Here is a 23583-nt window from a genome sequence, read left to right as displayed (position 1 = left end):
TAAAACGGGATATAGTGCGACATTTTTTTCACTAACGCTTAATTGACGTTTCCTTATCTAAAAAAGTTTCAATGATACGCAAATGAAATATATTTGTCATAAAACATCGAAATGTTTGAAATGACAGGAAGTGAGGAAAATGATTTTTCATAGAGAAACATCCAGTCATTACATAGATAAAAGAGGGGTTATGATCATGAAAAATCGGAATGGGTGGCTTTATTTCTTCGGCGCACTTGGCGGCGCCTTATATGGTTACGATACAGGTGTCATTTCTGGCGCTATCTTATTTATGAAAGAGGATTTAGGTTTAAATGCATTTACAGAGGGACTTGTGGTCAGCTCGATTTTAATCGGGGCGATGCTCGGGTCTTCTCTTTCTGGAAAACTGACAGATCAATTCGGACGGAAAAAAGCGATAATCGCCGCAGCCATTTTATTTATTATCGGCGGATTTGGAACAGCCCTTGCACCGAATACGGAGGTCATGGTCTTATTCCGAATCGTGCTAGGACTTGCTGTCGGATGCTCGACGACGATTGTTCCATTATATTTATCTGAACTTGCGCCAAAGGAATCAAGAGGGGCACTTTCCTCATTAAACCAACTCATGATCACATTTGGTATTCTTCTTGCCTATATTGTGAACTACGTTTTAGCAGATGCAGAGGCATGGCGTCTGATGCTTGGAATTGCCGTTGTTCCTTCTGTTCTCTTGTTATGTGGTATTTTGTTTATGCCAGAAAGTCCTCGCTGGCTGTTTGTCCAAGGACAGGCGGACCGGGCGAAAGAAATATTGTCAAAACTTAGACAAAGCAAGCAAGAAGTTGAAGACGAAATTGCGGATATTCAAAAAGCAGAAAGTGAAGAAAAAGGTGGTCTTAAGGAATTACTCGAGCCATGGGTGCGCCCCGCTTTAATTGCTGGTGTCGGTTTAGCCTTTTTACAGCAGTTTATTGGGACAAATACGATCATTTATTATGCACCAAAAACATTCACAAGTGTCGGCTTTGGCGATTCAGCAGCCATTTTAGGAACTGTAGGAATTGGTGCAGTCAATGTTGTCATGACGTTTGTTGCGATTAAAATCATTGATCGTGTCGGGCGGAAAGCGTTACTCCTATTTGGAAATGTAGGGATGGTTCTTAGTTTGATTGTTCTAGCAGTGGTCAATCGTTTTTTCGAGGGATCAACAGCTGCAGGGTGGACGACGATTATATGTTTAGGACTTTTCATCGTCATTTTTGCTGTCAGCTGGGGCCCGGTCGTATGGGTGATGCTGCCGGAGCTGTTCCCGGTACATGTCCGGGGAATTGGTACGGGGGTATCGACCTTCCTACTGCATACAGGGAATTTGATCATCTCGCTCACATTCCCAACCTTGTTAAGTGCAATTGGCATCAGTAACCTTTTCCTTATTTATGCAGCCATTGGCATAGGTGCCTTCTTATTTGTGAAATATTTAGTCACAGAAACGAAAGGGAAAAGTCTTGAAGAGATTGAAGAAGATTTAAAAAAGAGAAACCGTGCCGTCGTGAATGACGAAGGGGAAACGGTATGAAAAAAAGACCAGCTGCATGAGGCAGCTGGTCTCAGCGTGTAGACAAACCCTCGCATTCGCCCGCAGTCCTGCGTGCTGGTGCTCACGAATGTCAAATTCGCTCCGCGCCAGTACTCGTCATTCCTAGGGCTGCAAAGGTTTTCTATCACGCTGAAAAGAAGACAAAGGGCTAAAATCAAGTTCATTTTAGCCCTTTGTTAAACAAACGTTTAATCAAGAAAGGACAATCACTCATCTTCTGAACGTGCTGCCTATGACATACATATGGAACAGGCGGGCGAAAGGTGGAAATGAGATGAAAGGAAAAACGAGCATTGTGATGCTGACGTACAATGAACTGCACCTAACGAAAAAATGTATCGACAGTATCAAGAAGCATACTCGGCGTGATGAATATGAACTCATTATCGTGGATAATGCTTCATCAGACGGAACAAAGGAATATGTGAGACAACTGGAAGATGTCGTGTTGATTGACAACGAGAAGAATCAAGGCTTTGCCAAGGGCTGTAACCAAGGGGCGAAAAAAGCAACAGGAGATAGTCTTCTTTTTTTAAATAACGACACGATTGTGACCGAAAACTGGCTTTTGCCTTTAAGAGAAGCCCTTTTTGCATCAGATCGTATTGGCATGGTAGGCCCTGTCTCCAATTATGTGAGTGGTCCTCAGCTCGTTCAGCCATCTTACACAGATGTGAAGGAGCTTCCTGCCTTTGCGAAGGCATATACGGCTTCGCAAAAAGGTCAAAGAACATATGTGCATAGACTTGTTGGTTTTTGTCTGCTGGTCAAAAGAGAGCTGATCGAGGATGTAGGGTTATTTGATGAGCGGTTTGTATATGGATCATTTGAGGATGATGACCTTTGTCTGCGCTCATTACTGAAGGGGTACCAGCTGCAAATCGTCCATGATTCTTTTGTGCATCATCACGGTCATGCTACCTTCAATGCCAATGAAGAAACGAACATCTCTACGTTGTTTGCGGAGAACAGGCTTCGTTTTTTAGATAAATGGGGCATTGATTTAAATCTGATAACGCCCCATCCATATTTTGCAGCACTGCTCCCTGAGGATGCCGTATGTGTGCTGGATGTTGGCTGCGGTGCTGGGGCGACAGGGCTTGAACTGATCAACCGGCAGTCCGTTGACATGTACGGAATAGAGGCGGATGCATTAAAAGCAGAGATGGCAAAGGCGTATTACAAAGAAGTGATTGAGACAAAAGCGGAGGCGTATCCTTGGTCAGAGAAAGAAGCTTTTTTTGATGCTGTGATCTTTTCTGATGTGTTAGAGCATGTGTCAGACCCATGGCAGTTGATAGCTCATGCGCATGCGTCTTTAAAACCAAGTGGCGTGATCATTTGCTGCTTACCTAATATGATGCATGCGGAAGTGCTGCTGCCTTTAATGGCAGGTGATTTTACGTATCAAGATGTGGGGATTTTAGATCGAACACATATGAGATTTTTCACACCAAACACAATGCGGGCGCTCTTTCCAGACCATTTGTTTCATCGCGTGATTGAACAGCCGATCAATGTGCCAATTGATCAAAACGTTCAATTGTTTTTTGACGAAGTGGCGAGAGTAGGAGAGTCACTTGGATTTCAAACAAAAGCATTATCTGATCAAGTGACGCTCTATCAGCTTTTGATCGTTGCACGTAAAAAAGGCGGTTCCCCCTCCGGGTAATCCGCCTCAGCGTGTAGGCAAACCCTCGCATTCTTTGTCAGTCCTGCGCGCCGGTGCTCGCGAATCCTTCATTCGCTCCGCTCCGGTACTCGTCCTTCCTAGACTGCAAAGGTTTTCTATCACGCTGAAAAGAAGACAAAGGGCTAAAACAAAGTTCATTTTAGCCCTTTGTCAACCATCTAAGGCGGATGACCGCCTTTTGTGCTACCATTTAAAGCTTTTCGTTGCGCCTTCTGCACCAAAGTTCAAAATGCTCACTTTTACGTCATATGCAATGTCTACTTCTTGAAATAGTGTATCCCATTCATTGCGGTGCTGATCCCAAAAGTCTGGATACTTGATGCGCACCTGCCGATTTAAAAGGATCGGGTCAACACCAACTTCTTTTTGCATGTGGTGGACAGCTTTTTGAATGCGCTCTTTGATTTTGCGTTCAAAAATGCGCTCAAATCGTTTGATGTACTGTTCATCGAATGAGTTTTCAGGGGGGTATTGATCTTCTGATAGTTTTCCTTTTGTTTGAACATTAATTTTAAAGGAAACCTTTCCGTTCTTCAGATAGGGTTCAATCTTGGATTTTGCTTTCTTGATTTCATACGTAATCGGAAAGCCTTTGTAGGTGGCGGGTACGACTCCGCCTGAGATGCGATTCATGACCCAGTTTAAAGATTGGACATCTTTTGCTGGTATGAATCCTATCAGCTTTCGTGTTTTTCCATGGATAATGCCTGCACCATCATAGGTGAGTTCTCCGTTTACGACATCCACACTCTGGACAAGAAAGCTTGTACCCATCTGAAAGTAATCCGACGCTCGACCAATACGTGTTGGCAGTAAAATCTTCCCGTTAAAGCTCCGGTTTTTTGATGTTTCAAAAATATGCTCGACTGGAACTCTTTGCTGTGATTTTAGTTTTTGATTGATGACTTTTGATGCTTCGTGCCGTGACACTAGGAGGTAACTGCTTCTTCGAACCTCATCATCTCGTATAAAGTGGTTGAGTGTCCCTTGAATATCATGATGCTCGGCTTGATTTTTGCCAAACAAAAAGATTTTGAGGTGATCACTGTAAATCGGCGGGTCCTTCAAAGCGACATTGCTGACTGCTTCCAGTACATTTTTCCCCTTTGAAACGACATTCACATAGCCAGGGGAGTCTGCTTCTTGTGTTCCGCCCATTTTAGGGACAAGGTTTTGATAGGTGAGTTTGACTCCGTTATCATCTTCCTCGTCAATGCCAACACCGCGCACAAACGATAATTTCTCAATATCCTTTAAGTCCCAGCAGCCTGTCGATAAAAGCAAAAGACAGCAAGACAGAAAGGTGAGCAATAAACGCCGCCTTTTCATGCAGAACGACCTCCCCATTTTTTACGTATCATGAGCAGAATAGCTGTTATAAAAGGAATGGCTAAAACAGCGAACAACGCATAGCCGAGTAAAGTCGAGTAGTAAAAGACTTCATTGATATTTCTCGGAAAAAGAGAGAGTGCAGAGGTTAAGAAAAACAGCACCCATAGCAACCTCGTGATATTGGTCGTCTTAAAGACCGTGTGACACCCTTTAATGGCAAATTGGAAAAAGCCAAGCATACAAATAAACTGCTGGCATGTCCAAATCGTCAGTAAGAAAATATCGAATCGTTCAATAAAAACCCCTTCAAGTTCTAGCGCTTGAATGAGTGAAACGGTGGGCCATGTGAGTGACATCGTTTCTCCAACCGTCATGGAGCCAATCACAATAAAGAGCGTGAGGGAGTAAATAAGTGTGGTGATCCCTACACCGATCGCTGCTGCCCATTTCGCTTTTGACCATTTGTCCTTATAGACAAGCGGTACGACAAACAGAATGACTTCAAAGCCTGTAAATTGAATAAATGTTTGAGAGAACAAATTACTAAAATCTTTAAACCCGTGTGCCATTACCGGGCGTAAGTAATCAAAATCGAATATTTTCAAACTAAACAGCATGAGCCCAACGTAAATGATCATCGTCATCGGATAAATATATGTCACCATTTTCACTACCGGAAAAATTCCGCTTTTTAAATGATAGATGGCCACCAGTAAAAAAATCATCACAATCACTGTCATGGGGGTCGATTCGAGCAGAAAAAATTGAACCACTTCCCCCAGTACACGCGCCTCAAAGCCAACAATGGCTAGTAAATAACCGATCAGCATTAGGTTAAAGATCGTGCCAAAGAAGGCACCGGCTCCTTTTGTATTCGATTCAAAAATGGTATCCGGTGCATTCTTCTCCGCAATCCAACCTAGCAAAAAAGCAACGAAAGCAAAGATGACTCCCTGTATTAATACAATGATCCAGCCATCAGGGAATCCTGAATTGGCAGAACTGCGAGGAATGGTTAAAATTCCAGCGCCTATCATTGTAGAACTGCACAGAATGGTGACTTGTAACAATGATAGCTTCTCAGCTCTGTACATCGTTTACTCTCCTTGTCTTTTGAGATTTTTTGTCTTGGCTGTTTTCGGTCTCGATTTAAATAGCCCTATTGGTAAACGAACGTACGTATCTTTTAAATCTGAAAACGGTGAAGACAAAACAGGTGTGAAATAGTCAAAACCAAAGGTCTTTAGCTGCATCAAATGACAAAGTACAAATAAATAACACATGATGAGGCCGTATAATCCAAACATGGCTGAACTGAAGATCGCCATAAACCGCAGAATGCGTAAGGGGAAGCTGAAATCATATGATGGAGCAGTGAAATCGGCTAGTGCCGTCAGAGACACAATAATGACCATTAAGGCACTGACGATGTTGGCTTGGACAGCCGCCTGTCCAATAATGACGCCGCCAATCAGTCCAATCGTCTGCCCAATCGCCCTAGGAAGACGAAGTCCAGCTTCCCGCAGCAGTTCAATCGTAAACGACATCAAAATGGCTTCCACTACAGGAGGAAAGGGCACATTTTGCCGGCTGCCTGCGATGGTAAGTGCCATTCGTGTTGGTAATAAACCAGGATGATAGGAAACAAGGGCGATATAGAGTCCCGGTAAAAAGATCGTCAAAAGCACGGCAATATAACGGAGCAAACGCAAAAGAGTCGCACTTGTCCATCTTTGATAATAATCCTCCGGTGATTGCATCAAGGCAGTGAGAGTCATCGGCATAATGAGGGCAAACGGCGTCCCATCGAGCAAAATAGACACCTTTCCTTCTAACACAGAGGCAATCACCCGATCAGGACGTTCTGTATTTTGAATCTGCGGAAAAATAGAGATATGACTGTCTTCAATCAACTGTTCAATATAGCCGGATTCAGGAATATCATCCATTTTGATTTGCTTCATGCGAGAGAATACATCATCTACTAGTTTGGGGTCTGCGATATCACGAACATACACAAGAGCAGCAGATTTCTTGTTACGAGTACCTATGTTCACCTTTTGAATGACAAGGTTCGGATCGTTTGCCCGTTCACGAAGCAATGCCGTGTTTTTTTCAAGATTTTCAATAAATCCAATCCTTGGTCCTCTAACAAGGACTTCTGATTGCGGCTCCTCTACTTCTCTAAATTGAAAAAGATTGGTATGGAGCGCAAGCGCTTGAGTGGCCCTATCCACAAATAAAATAGTCCTGCCGCTGTATAACTGCTCGATGGCAAGGTTCATATCTTCCAGCACATCATTTTGAATACCAAAGAACGTTTTAGAAAGGGAAGAAAGTGTGGTGTGGTCGACCTCGGTGATGGTCAGTTCCTTTTGCATAGGTGAAATGATTTGTTTGGAAAGCATCTCAAATTCTGTGAGTCCTTCAACGTACACGAGACATGCAGAGACAGCGGAAGGACCAAATGAAAAAGAGTGGAACACGATATCATCACTTTTGCCGGCAAAGCTTTTGACACGCTGAATGACGGACTCTATATCTTGTTCAATACGACTTTTCATAATACCTCACCCTCATGTCTTTTTTTATAGAGTGACTCGGAAGGAGAAGAATTATGCAAATAGAAAAAAGAGAATCCCCTAAAATAGGAATTCCCTTCACATGTTTATCTCGCCAGCCAGCCGCCATCTACGGCTAAAATATGACCGTTCATATAATCGGAGGCAGGGGAGCTGAGAAAGACGGCAGCACCTGCTAGATCTTCAGGCCGTCCCCAGCGTCCAGCGGGGATTCGTTTCAGAATCTCTTCATTCCGGTTCGCATCGTCACGAATGGCTTGCGTGTTATTGGTTGCAATATAACCAGGCGCGATCGCATTGACCTGAATATGCTGACTTGCCCATTCATTTGCAAAAGCTTTCGTCAAACCTGCGACAGCATGCTTACTTGCTGTATAAGCGGGAACAAAGACACCGCCTTGAAATGATAGAAGGGAAGCGATATTGACAATTTTCCCTTGCCCTTTATTCAGCATCTGCTGTCCGACCTTTTGCGTGAGGAAAAAGAGACTGTTGATATTCACATCCATCACAGTATGCCAGTTTTCCTCTGAATATTGAGCGGCCTCTTCTCTTTTAATGGTCCCAGCATTATTGATCAAAATATCAATTGAATGCTGTTTTAAAAGGGCATCAACATCCCGCTTTGCGGACTTAGGATCTGCAAAGTCTACTTGAATCGCATGAAATGATCTGCCGGTCTGTTCGACAAGTTCTTTTGTTTCATCAAGCGGCGTATGGTGGTAGGTGCCGATGATATCTGCACCTGAACGGGCAAGCGCTACGGCAATACCTTGCCCAATACCAGTTCCAGGACCTGTGACAAGAGCTGTTTTGCCTTCGAGGGAAAAGAGGGACGCTACATATGATGTCGTCGTCATCTCATTACCTCAGCTGGTCCATCGGGACAAAGTCCATATCTTTAAACGTATAGTTTTCTCCCGCCATTGCCCAAATAAATGAATAATTTGCGGTACCTGAGCCTGAATGAATGGACCAGGCAGGTGAGATGACGGCTTCTTCATTTGCTACAACGAGATGTCTCGTTTCAGATGGCTCCCCCATAAAATGAAAGACACGTGCGTCTTCCTCTATATCAAGATATAAGTACACTTCCATCCGCCGGTCATGTATATGAGCAGGCATCGTGTTCCATGTGTTATTGGTTTCAAGCTGAGTGATGCCCATCATAAGCTGGCAGCTTTGGATGCCGTCTGCATGAATGACCTGATACAGATTCCGTACGTTTGAGGCGGATGCTTCCCCTAAATGATTCGGTGTTAATTCAGCAATCGCAGCCTTTTGTGTCGGATACGCTCTATGAGCTGTGGCTGACACAAGATAAAATTTGGCCTGCTCACCTGATGAACTAGCAAACTGTACATGTTCGTGTCCAAGTCCAATATATAAGAAATCTTTATGCTCCAGCACAAATGACTCACCATCGACTGTAACCGTACCTTGGCCGCCGACATTCACAATGCCAATTTCCCGTCTTTCAAGGAAATATTCTGTACGTAAAAAGTCACCGGCATCTAGCTTGATCGGTTCTGATGTCGGCATAACACCGCCAATCACCACACGGTCCTCATGCGAATAATATAGCTTCAATTCACCACTGACAAAGAGTGTCGGAATATGAAAATGACGACGAAGTTCCTCTGTTGTAAAACGCTTGACCTGCTCAGGATGTACAGCATAACGATTTTCCATTTGAGATAAGCCTCCCTTTCCATCTGAAACATATGATTGTTTTATTTGGTATCGGTTTCAAGGAAAATTCTAGAGGAAAAAGAGAGCGGCGTCAACCGTTAATTTGAAATCGCTTTCTTTAATTGTATAAAAGCTTTTTTTCTTCATGTTCATGAAAAAAATCTTCTGATACAGTTCAACTTGTGGTATGATTTTTTTAAGTTTATTTGAAATCGGTTTCGAAACGAATAAGAAGATCGATCTTGGGAGTTTTTTGTATGAAAGAGAAAAAGCAAACGAAAGTCACCATTAACGAAGTTGCAGCATATGCAGGTGTCTCAAAATCAACGGTATCCAGATACATCAATGGCAGAACAAATGAAATTTCTCCTGAAAAGGTAAAAAAGATTAAAAAAGCCATTGAGGAGCTCCATTATCGTCCGAGTCAGCTTGCCCAAGGATTGAAAGTAAGAAAGAGCAAGGTCATTGGTTTTATTGTGGCTGATATTACGAATCCATTCTCTGTTGCGACACTTCGTGGTGTGGAAGAGATTTGTGATGAATATGGATACAGCATCATGGTGTGCAACACAGATAATCGTCCAGAAAAAGAACGAGAAATGCTTCTGAAGCTGAATGCGCATTATATTGAAGGGCTGATCATTAATACGACGGGTCAAAACAATGACATTTTGCAAGACTTTAAGCAAAACGGTGTACCGATTGTTCTTGTTGACCGTAAGTTACCTGAACTCAAGGTCGATACCGTCACAACGAATAACCGTGACATCACGGCTCGTCTACTTCACCAAATGTATGAAAAAGGCTACGAACATATCGCTTTCTTTACTGAGCCGGTCGATGGGATTAGTCCTCGTGAAGAACGAAAAGAAGCCTATGAACAGACGGCCATGAGTCAACATAAGACACCTATGATTGCAGAAATCAATTTGAAGCAAAAGGAACAAATGCGAGATGAGATTTGTCGTTTTTTACAATCAAGCCATCAGAAAAAAGCGATTTTAGCAGGCAATGGATTACTCATGCTGAAGCTCATCAGTGAACTTGTCGATCTTGGGGTAAAGATTCCTGAGGAGATAGGCATTGCCGGATTTGATGATACAGAATGGTATAAGCTGATCGGGCCAGGCATCACTACGGTGGCGCAGCCATCTCATGAGATGGGGAAAGCGGCGATGCAAAAAATCAAGACGCGTCTTGAAGGGGATAAGAGTGCACCCCAGACCATTCAACTTGATGGAGAAATCATTGTGAGAAAATCTTTATAAACGTTAGGCAGAGAAGAGTATACATACGTGCATGCTCTCTCTTTTTCAACTGTTTTGAAACCGGTACCAAGAAAGGGGAGAAATGAGTGAAAGCATTGGATGTGATCACATTTGGGGAATCAATGGCGATGTTTTATGCAAAAGAAATTGGCGAGCTTCACCAAGTGAATACGTTTCAAAAAGCACTTGCTGGTGCAGAGAGTAATGTTGCGGTCGGCTTGGCAAGATTAGGCTTTAGCGTAGGCTGGATGAGCAAGGTCGGGGCGGACTCACTTGGTACATTTATTTTAGAAGAGCTTCAAAAAGAAGGGGTCGATACGAAGGCAGTACTCCGTTCAAATGATGGAGCCAAAACAGGAATATTGCTTAAATCAAAAGTCATCGATGGAGACCCTGATGTGACGTACTACCGAAAAGGCTCTGCTGCGAGCACATTGAACCCAAGCGATTTCCCGTCCACTTATTTTCATCAGGCAGGACATCTTCATATGACCGGAATCCCGCCTGCTGTGTCTAGTGAAATGAGAGCGTTTTCTTTTCATGCCCTTAAAGAAATGAAAGAAGCAGGAAAAACCATTTCCTTTGACCCGAACCTTAGACTTCAACTATGGGAAGAGGAAGAAGACATGATTCATACGGTGAACCAGATGGCTGCTCAAGTAGATTGGTTTTTCCCAGGGCTTGCAGAAGGTCAAAGACTCACAGGATGTCATGAGCCGGAAGCGATTGCGGATGTTTATTTACAAAAAGGTGTCAAGCTTGTGGTCATTAAACTGGGAGCGGAAGGAGCCTATTTCAAAAGTGCATCCGGCCAAGGTGTAGTGGATGGTTTCCATGTGTCTCATGTCGTGGATACAGTCGGAGCTGGTGATGGATTTGCAGTGGGAGTGATGAGCGGTCTGCTGGACGGATTATCATATGAAAAATCGGTTGCAAGAGGCAATGCCATTGGAGCACTTGCAGTCATGTCCCCAGGAGATCACGAGGGACTGCCGACTCGTGAGGAGCTTCAGGCATTTATAAAAGAAGCCAAACGATATCAAAGGCGACACGATATGAAGGGAGATGAGAGGTATGGGAAAGTCAGCAAGTATGAGCGTTAAAGAGAAGCTCGCAGCTTGTAAACTCATTGCGGTGGTCAGAGCAGGTAGTGAAGCAGACGGGATAGAGATGATTGGTCGTTTAAAGAAAAAAGGGGTGCGGGCCATCGAAGTGACATATACCACGCCCAATGCAGAGCGAATCATTGCATCTTACCAGCATGACCACGACTTGATTGTCGGAGCCGGAACGATTACAACGCTTGAGCAGGCACAATCAGCCATTGAAGCCGGCTCTCAATTCATCGTTAGCCCTGGATATCTTCCTACTATCGGAGAGCACCTATCTTTTCACGATACACTCTACGTTCCAGGTGTTTTGACCCCGAGTGAAATTATGCAGGCAAAAGCAAATGGATACAGCGTGTTAAAGCTTTTTCCGAGCGGCTCCTTCGGTTTGTCCTATATGAAAAATTTGCAAGGTCCGTTTCCAGAGATTGAGTTCATCCCAACAGGAGGCATTCATCCAGTCGATGTGCCAAAGTGGCTTGAAGCAGGAGCCGTGGCAGTAGGTGTCGGCAGCCAGCTTGAAAGCAGTACAGCAGAAGAATTACAGGCTGTTCTTTCTTCCACCATCATGTAGTTCACATAAACAACCGGCTGATGACTGCCGGTTGTTTGTTCGTTTATCTGACATAAAAGATGGGAAGGCGCTTCTTTTCACGTAAAATGAGCATAAAGGAGGTCGATATGTACATTCAACAAGATGAACTAAAAGATGGTCAAATTGAACAATTGATTAAAGCTCATTTAGAAGAGATGAAAAAACATTCACCGCCAGAAAGCATTCATGCCCTTCCGTTAGACGATCTGAAAAAACATGATGTCACAGTGTGGAGTGCAAGGGATGGAGAGGTGCTTCTTGGCTGCGGAGCCATCAAGGAGCTATCAAGTGAACATGGTGAACTCAAATCGATGAGGACGGCAGCAGCCCATATGCAAAAAGGCGTGGCGAAGCATCTGTTGACCCACCTTCTCCAAGAGGCGAAGCGGCGGGGGTATAAAAGAGTGAGCCTTGAAACAGGTGCGATTGCTTTCTTTGAACCGGCAAGAAAATTATATGAAAGTTTTGGATTTCAATATTGTCCGCCTTTTGGTTCATACCAAGAAGATCCGAACAGTTTATTTATGACAAAGGAATTATAGAGGTCGAGAGAGTATGCTTTTATAAGCAGCTCTTTTTTTATGCGGCAACAATGGAAGGAGGAGAATGTGAATGAAATGGTCGAAGTTGTTCGGAATGGGCGCATTTCTCACATTTTGTGTCGTATCTGTTCTTTTTTTATCTGTATTAGGTCAAGATTTAGTTAAAATTGAAAGCGCTTCCGATGAGACGGTATCAACTTATCAATATCACTTTGTTCTTGTACCAGAGGAACTTGATAATGAATATTGGCAATTGGTGCAAAAGGGAGCTGCTGATGCGGCGGAAGTTCATCGGGTGTATCTTGAATACCTAGGTCCAAAGCAGGCTGATTTGGATGATCACCTGAAAACCATTGATATGGCGATTGCTGGTCATGTGGATGGCATTATGACGCAAGGGCTTGATGCAAAGAGATACAAACCGCTCTTTCAAAAAGCAAGAGAGAAAGGTATAGATGTTGTCACAGTCGATACCGATGCAGAGGGGAGCAAGCGTCAAGTGTATGTTGGAACAGATAACTATTATTCTGGCTTTATCGCCGGACAGGCACTCATCGCCGATACAAAAGGCGAACAGTATGTGGGCATTGTGACGGGACGGCTTGATGCGATTCACCAGAAGCTTCGCGTGAAGGGGTTTCGAGATGCCGTTTCTGGTGAAAAACGCATTCATATTGCTGGAATAGAAGAGTCGGCGATTACGAAATCAGGTGCTTCCGGTGCTGCGTATAAATTGTTAAATGATCATACGCAGCTCACCGCATTTTATGGAACAAGCGCATTAGACGGTGTCGGCATTATTCAAGCAACAGAGCAATATCATTCGTCTAAAGATGTTTATGTGCTCGCATTTGATACTCTGCCTGATACGATTCAAGCGCTGGATGATGGGAAAATTGATGCAGTGGTTGTACAGCACCCTTATGAAATGGGCTATCAAGCGGTTGAATCTCTTGTTCGTTTGCAGCAAGGGGATAAACAAGAACCGCTGCAGTACACAGGGACGAGTGTGATTCGGCGAGGAGACCTGCCCCTTCATCAAACAGAAAGACCACAGGGGGTTCAGCCATGAGAAAAATACGAAGTAAATTATTATTGGCATTTTTAATTCTCGTGCTCCTTGGTAATGTGGCCGCTTTTTTTGTGTATTGGAGCAGTTCAAAAATCACATCAGAATATAGCAAGAGCTTTCGTTCCTTTCTCCTGCTGAATGATATTTCGACAGAGGCAAAAACGATGTATGAAAAGGTCAACGCCTTTGCCATCGAAAAGGATCAGGCGTTTGCCAAGGGGTATGCTGAATCAAAACAGAAAATGACATCATATGATCAAGCATTGCTCAAAGATGCAGGGCTTCATGCCGCCATCCCCTCCATTGAAAAATATCAATATATGATGCGGACGCTCATAAACGAAAGTGATGCGACAATGAATCATGTCAAAGAAGGGAAAATCAAAGAATATGCTGCAAGTGTGAAAGAAGTAAGAACCGTGTCCTCTTATATCCAAGAGCAGACAATGACCCTTTTGGATGATGAATTATCTGAGTATCAAGTACTCTACCAATCCCTTCAAAAAAGACATCAAACGTATGCGCTTTTTACTCTATGTCTATTTACATTATCGATAGGCATCGCTTTATGGATGGCCTATATCATTGCGGGCGGAATTTCAAGACCGATCGTTCATCTATCTCGAAGTGCCAAAGAAGTATCAGAAGGAAATTTTGATGGTCCGAATTTGCATGTGTCATCAAAAGACGAAATCTCTGTGTTAAATCATGCCTTTGAGCGAATGCGGCGAGAGATGAAGGTCATGATTGAAGAGATGAAACAAAAGGCCGCTTTAGATCAGAAAATTAAAGACATGAAGCTGAAAACACTGCAAAATCAAATGAATCCACATTTTTTATTTAATACATTAAACATCGTTTCACGTATGGCGTACTTAGAATCAGCTGATGCGACATCGAGATTGATACAATCCGTTTCTACGCTGATGCGGTATTCGCTATCTCCTCTCAGCACATCTGTTACGTTAGAACAAGAAGTGAAAGTGGTAAAAGAATATTTTCATATACAAGAAACAAGATTTTCCGATCGTATTACATGCAAAACGACCATAGATGAGTCGTGTCTATCTGTTCACATTCCGAGCCTTACATTGCAGCCGCTTGTCGAAAATGCCTTTATTCATGGGGTAGAACCAAAAGAAGAGGGGGGGCTTGTAGAGCTCTCTATTGATCGAGATGATGGCTTTGTCATGATTCGGATTCGGGATAATGGACTTGGCATCAGTGATCAAGAGAAAAAGAGATTGCTATCGCAAGAGGAAGAAGATCATCCAGACACACGTAGTAAAGGTCACTCGACAGGAATTGGTCTTCGAAATGTAATGTCGAGGCTTCGTTTGTTTTACGGAGTGCAGGATGCCCTTCAAATTGATTCAAAGCCAAACGAAGGGACCACCATTCAATTGACAATACCAATCAAGGAGGAACGAGCATGCTGAACGTGCTGATTGTGGATGATGAAAAAATTGAACGAATGGCGATGCGTAAGTTCATGACCGAATGGCTGCCAGACTGTCATATTGCAGGGGAAGCTGCGAATGGAAAAAAGGCGGTGGAATTGGCGCGGTCTAAGCCAATTGACCTTGTGCTCATGGATATTCAGATGCCAGGCATGGATGGACTCACAGCGATCAAACAGATCAAAGCAAGCTGTCCTCATACTAAATTTATTATGCTGACAGCCTACGATACGTTTGATTATGCCAAGCAAGCCATGCAGGAAGGGGTCAAACAATACCTTGTCAAACCAGCTGATAAAGATGAAACCATTACAGCGATTCGTTCTGTTGCGGCAGAAATTCAGCAGGAGGTCTCCCTGCGGCAGGCGGAGAAAGTCAATCAGCAGTCAAAATGGCTGGAAGCTCATGTGTTGAACGGTCAATCTTATTCCTCCACAGCGTTTGAGCGGCTGTTTCCGGATTTTCAAGCAGGTCTAGTGATCGCTGTTCAGCGGACAGGCGGGGATCAACTCCTGAATCATTTGCAGGAGTCTGCTCTTTTTCAAGCAGTGCCTATCAAAGTGAGCGGTGAGCTGTTTACATGCTTGATTTACAGCCATCAATCACCTGGTCATCTAAAGGCGAATGTACTGCAAGCCATTCGCGCTGCCATGACAAGCGAGCAGCATTCCCCTGTCATTGTTGGCATGGGTCATCCTGTCTCAAATCCACTTCAACTTCAGAAAAGTGCGGCAGAAGCGAAGCTTTCCTATTATCAGCGAAAAAAAGATGACGGTGCTGTTCGTTATGGCTTTTACTATACAGATAGACAATCTTACGTATTGATCAACTTGCCTGAGCTTGCCGATGACATGATGTTGGCACTAGAAGAAGGGAGAAGAGATGATGCTCTTGCTTACTATGATGCCTTCCAATTAGAAGGGGCAACCATTTCTCATGTGAAAGAGCTGCTCATTTTACTCAAATCACGACTTCGTGCAGATGTGCCGATTCTAGCTATCACCACAGAAACAGAATGCCGCCAATGCTGTGAACATTTATTTGATCTGTATGAAGCAAGAACCCAGACGGTGAATGATATAGAACGGGCGAAACGATACATTCAAACACATTTTTGCGAACATATCACGCTGGAGCAAACGGCCGCCTATGTTGATTTAAGCCCGACGTATTTCACCAAACGCTTTAAGGATGAGACAGGTCTGACATTTAAAGAATATGTGACGACCTGTAGGATGGATAAAATGAAGAAGCTACTGAAAGAGAGTTCGCTTAGTTTAAAAGAAATCACCTATCAAGCAGGATATACTGATCCGAATTACGTCAGTCGTGTGTTTAAAAAAATGGTTGGCTGTTCACCGAAGGAATATCGAAAACAGGTCGTAAAAAAATGAAGAATTTCATAAAAAAGTGAAGAAGTTTGCCTGAAAAAAGGCAAGGATCTGCCAGTATACTTATTTTGATAACGCTTACAAAATAGGGATGGGGGATCCATGATGAAGTTTAAATTAGGCTTTACTTTATTGGCACTCTGTATGCTGGTCGTCTCTGCTTGCAGTTCATCGACGAACTCAGATGCAAAAAAAGAGGGCGGAGCGGAGAAACTAGAAATTTTCTCTTGGTGGACTGGTGCAGGTGAGGAAGACGGGCTGAAGGCACTCATTCAATTGTTTGAGGAGAAAAATAAAGACATTCCAATTGAAAATGCAGCTGTCGCTGGTGGTGCTGGTACGAATGCAAAGGCTGTTCTAACAAGCCGGATGCAAGGAGATGATCCGCCAGCTACTTTCCAAGTACACGGGGGAGCAGAGCTGAATGAGAGCTGGGTAGCCGCAGGTAAAATGGAGCCGCTGGATGACCTTTATGAGAAAGAAGGCTGGAAGGATAAATTTCCAGAATCACTGATTGACCTTGTGAGCAAAGACGGGAAAATCTATTCCGTTCCAGTGAATATTCACAGAGGAAATGTGCTTTGGTATAACAAAAAAGTATTTGAAGAACAGGGCTTACAGCCACCAACGACGTTTGATGAATTTTTCAAAACAGCCGATGCCTTAAAGAAAAAAGGGATTACTCCACTTGCGCTTGGGGATAAAGAACCTTGGGCAGCGACTCATTTGTTTGAAAGCGTTCTTCTAGGTGTACTAGGTGCAGATGACTATCAAAAACTTTGGGCGGGCGACTTAAAAATGGATGATGCAAAAGTGAAGGAAGCGGCAGACATCTTTGGACGTATGCTCGAATACGTCAACGACGATCATAGCTCGCGTAACTGGCAGGATGCCTCACAGCTCGTGGCAAAAGGGGAAGCTGCAATGAATGTCATGGGTGATTGGGCAAAAGGATACTTTGTAAATGATCTAGATTTGAAGGTGAATAAAGACTTTGGATACGTGGCTACTCCTGGTACGGAGGGCAGCTTTATGGTCATCACGGATACATTCGGACTGCCGAAGGGTGTCAAACAGCCAGAAAACGTGAAAAAATTCTTATCTGTCTTAGGATCTGTGGAAGGACAGGATGCGTTTAATCCGTTGAAAGGGTCAATACCGGCACGTGTGGATGCAGACGTATCAAAATATGATGAATATGGAAAATCGGCAATGAAGGCGTTTAAAGAGTCAAAGCTGGCACCGTCTCTTGCGCATGGCTCAGCTGCTGAAGAAGGTTTTGTCACGAAGGCGAACCAAGCCGTCAATATTTTCGTGACACAAAAAGACAGCAGTCAGTTCGTTTCTTCTTTAAAAGATTCAATGAAATAAAGATGAAAGAGGCGGCCGTTAGGCACCGCCTCTTTTTTAAAAAAGGAGTGTAGCTTCATGCGCATGGACACATCGCCGATCACAAAAACACCAGCAGCAAAAGTGAGACGTGTTCGGAAAAAATGGAATGGAGACCAGCTGCTTGCCCTGCTATTTTTAGCACCGTCAGCTGTTTTATTATTCATTTTTGTTTACGGCTTTATTGGCTGGACAGGATATGTTTCATTATCGAACTGGACCTCGCTTGTTCCTGATTTTTCTTTCGCAGGTATGAAAAATTATGTCATGCTGTTTCAAGATTTTCGCTTTCAGTCAGATCTTCGAAACACGGTCTTTTTTACATTATTCTTTATTGGAGCAGTCATTGCTTCTGGGCTTGTACTGGCCATTTTACTAGACCAGAAGATCAAGGGGGAATCACTTTTTCGGAATCTCTTTTTCTTTCCGATGGCCCTTTCCTTTGTTGTCACAGGTGTTGTGTGGCAATGGATCCTAAATCCATCAACTGGGGTGAATCTGTTTTTAAAAACACTCGGCATCCAGCCCAAGTGGTACACGGATACGAACATTTTAGCTGGATTTGTCTGGGGAAAAATTGAGTTTGGTGTACCGGCAGCAATGATTGCAGTTGTCATCGCTGCTGTGTGGCAGATGACAGGGTTCTCACTTGCGATGTATTTGGCTGGTCTTAGAGGCATTCCAGAGGAAGTGAGAGAGGCTGCTAGAATGGATGGCGCAACTGAATGGCAAATCTTTTGGAAAATCATTTTCCCGCTGTTAAAACCAATCACAGCGAGCGTCGTCATTATCATGGCACATATTTCTTTAAAGATCTTCGATTTGATTTACTCGATGACAGGACCAGGTGCAAACTTTGTCACCGATGTGCCAGGTGTTTATATGTTTGAAATGACCTTTAGAGGAAACAATTATGCAGGTGGTGCCGCCATTGCGATCGTCATGTTGATTTCTGTTGCGGTCTTTATCGTGCCGTATCTCCTGTCTAGCCGGAAGGGGGCTTCATCATGACCTCAAGAGGATTTGTCCGCCCAGTTCTTTATGCTTTATTAATACTGTGCAGTTTGTTTTTTCTCATGCCTGTTTATGTCATGCTCGTCACAAGCTTAAAGCCATTAGGTGAAGTTACCCTTGAGCGAATGTGGTCGCTTCCATCTACACTTGATTTCTCAAGCTACAAAATCGCTTTTGAAAAGTTATCACCCAATTTAATGAATTCTCTTTATCTAGTCATTCCTGCTACCTTATTGTCAGCTGTATTAGGTGCGATGAATGGCTATGTGCTGTCTAAATGGCGCTTTAAAGGATCAGAAGTGGTGTTTACCTTCATGTTGTTCGGTATGTTTATTCCATACCAAAGTATCCTCATTCCACTTATTCAATTTTTACGTGAAATCGGCTTGTATAACTCCATTCCGGGACTTGTGCTTGTCCATGTCGTATATGGCCTGCCAATCACAACACTCATGTTCCGCAATTTTTATGTGAGCATTCCTGATGAAATGATTGAATCAGCGAAGATGGATGGAGCTGGGTTTATCGGGATCTTCAGACATATGATTCTGCCGCTTTCCATCACAGGGTTTGTCGTGGTTGCCATTTGGCAGTTCACAAATGTGTGGAATGAGTTTCTATTTGCGGTTACTATGACCACGGCAGAGAATCAGCCGGTCATGGTTGCGTTGCAAAATTTATCAGGCAGTCAAATTGTGCAATGGAATGTTCAAATGGCAGGTGCCATCTTGGCTGCGCTGCCGACACTTTTGGTCTATATTCTACTCGGAAAATACTTTGTGAAAGGGCTTCTTGCAGGCTCTGTCAAAGGGTAAATTGATTTTCTTGTTATCGTTTTCATTCGGTGTACTGAAAGGATTGACTTCTCTTTAGATAGCGTCATAATAAAAGTTGAGACTTGCTAGTTTTCATCATGCTAGGCAAGGATTATCAAAGGGTAGCAAAGGGAGGAGTCATCCTGAATGAAGCAGTCACCAATTTTTTTACTGCCTGAATTGAAGGAGAGAATATGGGGAGGTACAGCCTTAAGGGATCAATTTGGCTATGATATTCCTTCTGATCAAACGGGAGAATGCTGGGCAATTTCTGCTCATCCAAACGGACCAAGTGTCGTGCAAGACGGTCCATATAAAGGGAAAACGCTGATCGAACTATGGGACAATCACAGAGAATTGTTTGGGGGAATAGAAGGCGATCGCTTCCCGCTCTTAACCAAAATTTTAGATGCAAACCAAGATTTATCCGTTCAAGTTCATCCAGATGATGATTATGCGGAAAGACATGAAAATGGCGAGCTTGGGAAAACAGAGTGCTGGTATATCATTGACTGCAAAGAAGGCGCAGAAATGATCTATGGTCATAATGCACGGACGAGAACTGAGCTTGTGACCATGATGAACAGCGGAGATTGGGAAGGCCTTTTGCGGCGAGTGAAAATTAAGCCGGGCGATTTTTATTATGTGCCAAGCGGTACCATTCATGCGCTATGTGAAGGCACACTGGTTCTCGAAACGCAGCAAAGTTCAGATACGACCTATCGGGTGTATGATTATGAACGAAAAGACCAAAATGGCCATGAACGTGAACTTCACTTCACGCAGGCCATTGATGTTACCACGGTTCCTCATGTAGACGGTTATGCAGATGAATCAGTAGAAACTCGTCCAGGGGTGACCATTAGAACATTTGTAGAAGCAGAATATTTCTCTGTGTATAAATGGGAAATTGATCAAAAAGTAGAGCTATCGCAAGATTATTCGTTTTTGCTGTGCAGCGTTATTAATGGGGAAGGGTCCTTAGAGCATAATGGACATACATATCCGCTGCCAAAAGGAGCCCATTTTATCCTGCCGGCTGAAACAGGGAACTTCACCATTGAAGGATCTTGTGAACTGATTGTGTCACATATATAAAGGTAAAGAGGACTTCGAGGGAGCCTCTCAGCATGTAGACAAACCCTCGCATTCGGTGTCAGTCCTGCGTGCCGGTGCTCACGAATGTCAAATTCGCTCCGCGCCAGTACTCGTCCTTCCTAGAGCTGCAAAGGTTTTCTATCACGCTGAAAAGAAGACAAAGGGGTAAAATAAAGTCATTTTACCCCTTTGTCAATTTTGAGAGGACTTCGGGAGTCCTCTTTTTTTCTATTGCATAAAGGACTTGAAAGAGACTTGTTTTTGTCGATAAAGAGATTAGTAGACTATTATGCAAAGTTAAGAGAGGGACAGGGACCGTGAAAAAAACCATCAAGATTATGTTACTCGCAGCTGCCTTTGGTATGACATTACACACGGGCAAAGAAGTGCAAGCAGCCTCCTATGTCGATCAATCCATTTATACGATTAGCACCTCAAAAGTATTTACAACAGAAGCAGAAGTCAAAAAAGCGGTTGACACGTTGAAAAAGGATAAGAAGTGGACAGCCACTTATCAAACGTCAGGAAATACATCGACTTATCAGCTAACTGCCTCAGGATATGACTCACAAGCAGCAGCGAGTGCAAGTGCCGCTGCATTAAAAAAAGAGTTAGGCATGAGCGGTACGGTGTCTCCAGTAGGTGACCGCCTTCCTTTACAGAAAATCGTATCTGATCCAATCAACGATGAAAGTCAGGCGAAAAAACTGACGCTCGAGCTGACGAAAACATCAGGACTCAATAGCACGTATGAAGCTATCAATCAAAGTAGACCATCTTATCAGGTCATTTCAGGAGCCATTGATTCTGAAACGAAAGTCAAAAATATTCAAACCGAACTACAAAAACAGGCCGGAGTCACTAGTGCATATCAAACCGAAAACAAAGCTGGCACCGTGTATCAGCTGATCTCAGGCAATATTGTCGGACAGAGTAAGGCAAATACCATCCTGCAAGGTTTTCAAAAGGAATCTGGTTTAAAAGCAGTACTCCAAACGGTAGCAGCAGGCAAACCGTATTACATCGTCACATCTGCTGCACAAACGAATCAGTCTAAAGCGCAAACCCTTCTGACCCAGCTGCAAAAAGAAGCGAAAATCAGCGGAAAGATTCAGAAGGCTGGAGCTGTTAAAAATGTATATAGCATGGAATCAGGCTATTTCAAAGACAGTAAGCAAGCAGCCTCAGCGGCGGCTCAGATTAAAAAACAAGCTGGTGCGTCAGGTACTGTGCAGCGAGTAGGGAAAACGAAAAATTATATCGTAAAGCTCAATCAATTAAATGACACAACTTACGCAAAAACAGTTGCTTTTTTCAAGAAAAAGAAATGGCGCTATACGTCTAAAAAGATCTCCTCTACACAGCCATATCAAGTAGTGACTGGGAATCTTTTGGGCGATGATCAAGCGAAAAAAGCGACGGCATTTTTCCAAAAGAAAAAAGTATCCGCCACAACGAAAAAAACAGGCAAAGCATCTGATAGCACGTATCGACTTGTCGTGAATCAAGCAACGGATCAGACAAAAGTAAATAAAGGTGCTGCATACTTAAAAGCACAAAAGGTGACAAGCAGCATCACAACAGGCAAGGGACAAGCCGTCAGTAAAGCATACAGCCTAATGACAACTCCTGTATATGATCAAAGCAAAGTAAAGCAGGCACAAGAGATCATGAAAAAAAATGGAGTTGCTAGCAGTACAAAAACATTAACAGAAGCTGTTAAGCAATACCGTATTACGACAGAGGCAACTGTGAATCAGACAAAGCTGAATCAAGCCTTAAGTTATTTAACCAAACAAAAAATGAAAGCAGCCGCTCAAAAAACGGGAGCAACTGATTATGGTCAATATCAGATCAAAACAGGGGTTATTTCGACTGCTGCCTTAAGAGATCAAGGCATGACATTCTTCAAAAAACGAAATGAACCAGCTGCTTATACAACAACGACAAAACCGGCATATAAAATCAACATCACACAGCAGTTTACAGGGTTACCAAATGCGAATGCGGCCATTGCTTTTGTGAAAAGCCAATACGGCTGGACAGCCACAGCGACAAAAATCAAAAATGGTCCAATGGTGATGCAGACGAATTATAACCTCACAGTCAATGAGATGGTAAACAAACAAATGAAGGTGTCGCCGCAGACAGATGGTGCAGCCTACGTCTATGCGACATATGTAGACCCAGCGACGTCCACAGTGAATACAGACGGGCTAAATGTACGTTCTACACCTGATTCAAGTTCGGCTAGCAACATCGTCGCACAGCTGAACAAAGGGACAAAAGTGAAGCAGCTTGGAAAAGAAGGCAACTGGATCAAGATCAGCCTTGGCTGGAGAAATGCGAGTTCAGCAGAAGTATTAAAATATGTAGACCCAGCGAATATCGCGGAGGGCACTCAATCTTATTTTCAATTTCTCAAACTCTCTGAAGCTGCAAATCTCAATCCGACTGAAGTGAATACGAAGATTTTAGCAGGGAAAGGCATTCTTGCCGGAAAAGGACAAGCCTTTATCACAGCAGCAAAAACGTATCATATTAACGAAATCTATCTCATTTCACATGCATTGCTTGAAACAGGCAACGGCAGTTCCATTTTAGCGAACGGTACGAAGTTTAATGATAGAATCGTGTACAACATGTATGGCATTGGTGCATATGACAGTAACCCGAATTACCTCGGAGCAAAATATGCGTATGAACAGCAATGGTTCACACCAGAGGCAGCCATTATTGGCGGGGCAAAATTCATTGGCAACAGCTACATCAATAATGCCACATACAAACAAGATACCATTTACAAAATGCGCTGGTCTGCGACAGCCACTCACCAATATGCAACAGATATTGGCTGGGCTTCTAAACAGGTCACTCGTATGTATAGTTTGTATAACTTACTTGATAACTATACGCTGTATTATGATATCCCCGTGTATAACAAATAAA

The 23583-nt window shown here is 43.3% G+C and carries 19 protein-coding genes; 14 read left to right on the top strand and 5 right to left on the bottom strand.

Annotated features, from left to right (window positions below; genetic code table 11):
• The first annotated feature begins 196 nt into the window (after positions 1-196).
• Positions 197-1561: a sugar porter family MFS transporter gene (locus tag M2369_RS05890; RefSeq protein ID WP_089374136.1), complete on the top strand. Its 1365-nt coding sequence runs from the start codon at positions 197-199 to the stop codon at positions 1559-1561.
• A 295-nt stretch (positions 1562-1856) separates the two neighbouring features.
• Positions 1857-3254: a bifunctional glycosyltransferase family 2 protein/class I SAM-dependent methyltransferase gene (locus tag M2369_RS05885; RefSeq protein WP_159160039.1), complete on the top strand. Its 1398-nt coding sequence runs from the start codon at positions 1857-1859 to the stop codon at positions 3252-3254.
• Between the two features lie 204 nt (positions 3255-3458).
• Here the strand turns inward: M2369_RS05885 and M2369_RS05880 are convergent, their stop codons facing one another.
• The 5 genes from M2369_RS05880 to kduI form a co-directional block, all read right to left on the bottom strand.
• The gene (locus M2369_RS05880; protein WP_061420391.1) at positions 3459-4604 is read right to left on the bottom strand and encodes a Ger(x)C family spore germination protein; all 1146 of its coding nucleotides are present in this window, start codon (positions 4602-4604) and stop codon (positions 3459-3461) included.
• The gene (locus M2369_RS05875) at positions 4601-5701 is read right to left on the bottom strand and encodes a GerAB/ArcD/ProY family transporter (RefSeq protein WP_061420388.1); all 1101 of its coding nucleotides are present in this window, start codon (positions 5699-5701) and stop codon (positions 4601-4603) included. Before M2369_RS05875 ends, M2369_RS05880 begins: the two co-directional genes overlap by 4 nt.
• Before the next feature lie 3 nt (positions 5702-5704).
• Positions 5705-7171 carry a spore germination protein gene (locus tag M2369_RS05870; protein WP_061420385.1) on the bottom strand — a complete coding sequence of 489 codons (1467 nt, stop codon included), beginning with the start codon at positions 7169-7171 and terminating at the stop codon, positions 5705-5707.
• Positions 7172-7275: 104 nt separating this feature from the next.
• Positions 7276-8049 (bottom strand): 2-dehydro-3-deoxy-D-gluconate 5-dehydrogenase KduD, encoded by a 774-nt coding sequence (gene kduD, locus M2369_RS05865; RefSeq protein ID WP_039165356.1) that lies wholly within the window; start codon positions 8047-8049, stop codon positions 7276-7278.
• A 4-nt stretch (positions 8050-8053) separates the two neighbouring features.
• Positions 8054-8881, bottom strand: a complete 828-nt coding sequence (gene kduI, locus M2369_RS05860; protein WP_017368169.1) for a 5-dehydro-4-deoxy-D-glucuronate isomerase — start codon at positions 8879-8881, stop codon at positions 8054-8056.
• 257 nt (positions 8882-9138) lie between these two features.
• On the opposite strand from kduI, the gene M2369_RS05855 reads away from it, so the two are divergent.
• From M2369_RS05855 to M2369_RS05800, 12 genes are all read left to right on the top strand, one after another.
• On the top strand, positions 9139-10149 hold the full coding sequence (locus M2369_RS05855) for a LacI family DNA-binding transcriptional regulator (protein ID WP_058337009.1): 1011 nt from the start codon (positions 9139-9141) through the stop codon (positions 10147-10149).
• Between the two features lie 86 nt (positions 10150-10235).
• Positions 10236-11252 (top strand): sugar kinase, encoded by a 1017-nt coding sequence (locus M2369_RS05850; RefSeq protein ID WP_259253562.1) that lies wholly within the window; start codon positions 10236-10238, stop codon positions 11250-11252.
• Positions 11224-11832, top strand: coding sequence for a bifunctional 4-hydroxy-2-oxoglutarate aldolase/2-dehydro-3-deoxy-phosphogluconate aldolase (locus M2369_RS05845; RefSeq protein WP_096881944.1), 609 nt, complete (start codon positions 11224-11226; stop codon positions 11830-11832). Before M2369_RS05850 ends, M2369_RS05845 begins: the two co-directional genes overlap by 29 nt.
• 107 nt (positions 11833-11939) lie before the next feature.
• Positions 11940-12395 (top strand): GNAT family N-acetyltransferase, encoded by a 456-nt coding sequence (locus M2369_RS05840; RefSeq protein ID WP_259253560.1) that lies wholly within the window; start codon positions 11940-11942, stop codon positions 12393-12395.
• 70 nt (positions 12396-12465) lie between these two features.
• The gene (locus M2369_RS05835) at positions 12466-13467 is read left to right on the top strand and encodes a sugar-binding protein (RefSeq protein WP_072367381.1); all 1002 of its coding nucleotides are present in this window, start codon (positions 12466-12468) and stop codon (positions 13465-13467) included.
• Positions 13464-14906, top strand: a complete 1443-nt coding sequence (locus M2369_RS05830; RefSeq protein WP_160757760.1) for a sensor histidine kinase — start codon at positions 13464-13466, stop codon at positions 14904-14906. The genes M2369_RS05835 and M2369_RS05830 overlap by 4 nt, the downstream gene beginning before the upstream one ends.
• Positions 14900-16321 (top strand): response regulator transcription factor, encoded by a 1422-nt coding sequence (locus M2369_RS05825; protein WP_243172971.1) that lies wholly within the window; start codon positions 14900-14902, stop codon positions 16319-16321. The genes M2369_RS05830 and M2369_RS05825 overlap by 7 nt, the downstream gene beginning before the upstream one ends.
• Before the next feature lie 99 nt (positions 16322-16420).
• Complete coding sequence (locus tag M2369_RS05820; protein ID WP_035702233.1) at positions 16421-17689, top strand: ABC transporter substrate-binding protein; 1269 nt, start codon at positions 16421-16423, stop codon at positions 17687-17689.
• 57 nt (positions 17690-17746) lie between these two features.
• Positions 17747-18718, top strand: coding sequence for a carbohydrate ABC transporter permease (locus M2369_RS05815; RefSeq protein WP_259253552.1), 972 nt, complete (start codon positions 17747-17749; stop codon positions 18716-18718).
• Positions 18715-19536 carry a carbohydrate ABC transporter permease gene (locus M2369_RS05810; protein WP_259253551.1) on the top strand — a complete coding sequence of 274 codons (822 nt, stop codon included), beginning with the start codon at positions 18715-18717 and terminating at the stop codon, positions 19534-19536. Before M2369_RS05815 ends, M2369_RS05810 begins: the two co-directional genes overlap by 4 nt.
• Positions 19537-19683: 147 nt before the next feature.
• Entirely contained in the window at positions 19684-20634 is a 951-nt protein-coding gene (gene manA, locus M2369_RS05805; protein ID WP_110487149.1) for a mannose-6-phosphate isomerase, class I, read from the top strand.
• Positions 20635-20951: 317 nt separating this feature from the next.
• Positions 20952-23582, top strand: a complete 2631-nt coding sequence (locus M2369_RS05800) for an N-acetylglucosaminidase (protein ID WP_259253548.1) — start codon at positions 20952-20954, stop codon at positions 23580-23582.
• Position 23583: the final 1 nt, after the last annotated feature.

The sequence above is a fragment of the Bacillus sp. JUb11 genome, assembly GCF_024807925.1.
GTDB classification, from domain to species: domain Bacteria; phylum Bacillota; class Bacilli; order Bacillales; family Bacillaceae; genus Bacillus; species Bacillus altitudinis.
Note: the sequence above shows the minus strand (reverse complement) of the source record. Positions and strands in the feature narration are given on the sequence as shown.